This is a genomic window from Agrilactobacillus fermenti (assembly GCF_021030645.1).
In the GTDB taxonomy this organism is placed as follows: domain Bacteria; phylum Bacillota; class Bacilli; order Lactobacillales; family Lactobacillaceae; genus Agrilactobacillus; species Agrilactobacillus fermenti.
Map to the genome: position 1 here is coordinate 1 of NZ_JACGCJ010000060.1, position 3051 is coordinate 3051.

Below are 3051 nucleotides of genomic sequence, written 5' to 3' on the forward strand. Positions count from 1 at the left end.
CAAGTTTGTGACTCATTATTATTTGTTGCTAGCGAATTGACTTCGCAAATGTTTGTTAGACCAAAAGGTCTAGCCTGCACATTTGATTATCGAAACTTTGTTCAGTTTTCAAAGGTCTACCTTGTTGAACAGCTTAATCAGTATAACACGTTATGAATAAATTTGCAAGCACTTTGTATATTTATTCTGTGAAGCGTTATGCCTTATCGCAACTGCAAGAACTACTATACCAGCGAAGCAAGCAAGTGTCAAGAAATTATCAAAAAAACTTTTTGTGTTGGGAATGGCATACAAATACAACACTTACATCAATAATGTTTGTGTTTTTAACCCCCAAGGGAATATTCATCCTTTATACATTCCCTAACTCATTATATTAACGAACATTATTTTGGCATCTTCTACTTTTCAAGTGTCATTCAGAGTAAATTTAATTAAAAAAAGTCTGAATTTGCTATAATTTAACTAGTTATATAAGGAGGCATAGTCATGTCAGAACTTAATCTTATCGAAGCATTTTTAAGTGAGCATCATTTAGACTTAATGGATTACTCCGCTGCAACACAAGAAGAAATCCAACAAAAACTGTCCTTATTCGAGATCCCAGGCAATATTGAGCGACTATCTGCGCGCTTTCTCAGTGAGACGGCACTGCTGTTACAACTTGATTTAAAATCAGCATTTCTTACCCTACATCAATTTGAAGCGACAGCCTATTTAGCTAAGAAAATTAATTATCACAATCGAATTAATGATTTACCACTTCAAGAAACAATTCAGCACGAAGCCACGCATTTGGTTACTGGATTAAAAAAACACCAACAGACTCAATTATTGTTAGATCTCTATCCTTTTGTTTATACAGAGCTTGAAGCGGGGCATTACCATAATTTACGCGTCAAGCTTGCGACACTTTACGATGCAGCTGATCTACCTCAGCCAATTCTTTACGAGGACACATTTAAAATCAACAAAAATGAGTACATCAATATCTGGATCTTACTTCTTATGACAATCATCAAACAAATCAATTAGTCAAAAGCCAACAAAAAATGACCCGGCCGATATTCCAAATCAGGAAAGGCTAGGTCATTTTAATTTCTTTAATAATTAGCTTCTTTTTGCAACTGTAACTCTCTTAAAATGCCATATAAACGGCCATAAACATCACTCGATGGACTACGAGGCCAAATCATGACAGCGGCACTTTCCGGTAAATCATCTGGCAAGCTCACGTGATCTGATGCAACCACTAAATCTGTATTTTGCAAGTCATCCGATGTATTTAGTATCTTTACAAAAGCTAGCGTTTTGATCATCTGTTCCAACCGACTGTTCTCAAAAAAGCTTGGTCGTAATTGAATATAAACGTTAACCATGTTCTTAGACTTATACAATGTTAATACTGGCTGCAAAACACCATAAAAAGCAGGTAAAATTTGCCGAAAGTACGGTTTGAACTTACTATATTTTTGATCCATCGCTAAATGTGCGAACGTGTTACTCAAACTACGATAGAGCGGCGTTGTCTCAATACCAGTTTGATCCAAAACATTTTGATCATCCGTATTAAATAGAAACATATTACTATTGTTAAAAGCCAACACACCAATCAAAATAGCCATCAGATTCGCCTTGATCACTTTGATATCTACCGATGTCTTAGACAGCGCGTCATGTTCATCTAAAGGCAAGCTATTCAGAAAATCAGCAACAAACTCAGAAATATCTTCGTTATAGTAGGTCAATTTTTGGAGAAAATTCTCAACCATAACCTTATTTGTTTCCGAATATACGGGTACCAAATTATAAACTAAGAATAACCCACCAGTCTCATTCATAAGTTCGGCATCACTTAAATCTTGTAAGTGATCTGTCCGGGTCTCTGCAAACTCCCGCACCAGATTTGGGTAAGCATAGTGCAGAATGTTCTGGGTTGCATTGAAGTCAATTAGATAATGATGCTTCATTCGTTGAAAACTTACGACCATGAAAATCGACAGCAATGTATTGACATTCGTACTAAACGATGAAATATCAAAGCTATGTCGCACTTCATCAACCGCTTCAAGGGCTTCTACGCGGGCAGCATCACTAAAGGGCCAACGATAGGCACCACATGCGCGCCAATATAGGCTCGTAATCGCAATTCGAATCGCCAACTCACTCTGCCCAACAAAACCCATTGGTTCATAAGTCATCCGAATGCCACGATCTTTAAGAAATGCGCGCATCGATTTTAAATGTCGCAATACAGTGGCCTTACTGCTGCCAAGATTAGCATAGAATTCTTTAAACGAGGTTTCTTTATCCTGTACGATTGCATCAATGAAACGATAAGGATAAGATTGTGCTGTCAAAAACGCATAATAAGCGCCAGCTTCAACGCTAAATAATTCTTCTAAATTAGCATTCTCCGTCCCCAACAAGTTATTTAAATCACTGATTAAACCCATGTAAGTATTGTACACACTACCATAGCTACGTCCCAGTAATTCAGCAACTTGCTTGATATTGATATCGGTGATTTTTTGCCCGTGCTGTTGAAAACAGCCAATCAATTGCTCTGGTGAAACTTCTTTTTGCTTCATTTCCAAGATACTCAAAAATAAATTATACTTTTCCATCTCGGAGAATGATAAAAATAGGTCATCAACCTTGCGCATGGTTAATCTCCCCCTGCGCCTGTTTGTGTCTTTACTAAACAGGCTATTAAGAATTTGTAACTTCCCCATCAAGTTGCCAAAAAGATAATGTCATTATCTCATATCAATGTTAACATATTTTTTATTATACATACTAAAAAAATTAAGTACAAACTCAAAACCCGCTATCTACTTTAATAATCGCACTAATTGGTCGTTTTTTCAAAGGATATTACCTAAAAATAAAAACAAAAAAAGATATAACGATTTGAGTGAAATCGGAACTACTCCGTGTCAAGTAGACAACTTAAATAATTAAAATGCTTATGCACTTTTCTTAACGGCATGGCACCCATATTCGTTGGGGGTCATGCCGTTAAGTGTTTCTTGGCGACGTTTGTTGTTA

The 3051-nt window shown here is 36.5% G+C and carries 2 protein-coding genes; one reads left to right on the plus strand and one right to left on the minus strand.

The features are described from left to right. The first annotated feature begins 489 nt into the window (after positions 1–489). The gene (locus FHQ08_RS12580; RefSeq protein ID WP_230914737.1) at positions 490–1035 is read left to right on the plus strand and encodes a hypothetical protein; all 546 of its coding nucleotides are present in this window, start codon (positions 490–492) and stop codon (positions 1033–1035) included. Between the two features lie 68 nt (positions 1036–1103). On the opposite strand, the gene FHQ08_RS12585 is transcribed toward FHQ08_RS12580, so the two are convergent. Further along, positions 1104–2666 carry a helix-turn-helix domain-containing protein gene (locus tag FHQ08_RS12585; RefSeq protein ID WP_230914738.1) on the minus strand — a complete coding sequence of 521 codons (1563 nt, stop codon included), beginning with the start codon at positions 2664–2666 and terminating at the stop codon, positions 1104–1106. Between the last annotated feature and the right edge of the window lie 385 nt (positions 2667–3051).

What these genes read in the sequence shown, in the direction of transcription:
- FHQ08_RS12580 (WP_230914737.1), top strand. Translation starts at nt 490, where the DNA reads ATGTCAGAACTTAATCTTATCGAAGCATTTTTAAGTGAGCATCATTTA.
- FHQ08_RS12585 (WP_230914738.1), bottom strand. Translation starts at nt 2,666, where the DNA reads ATGCGCAAGGTTGATGACCTATTTTTATCATTCTCCGAGATGGAAAAG.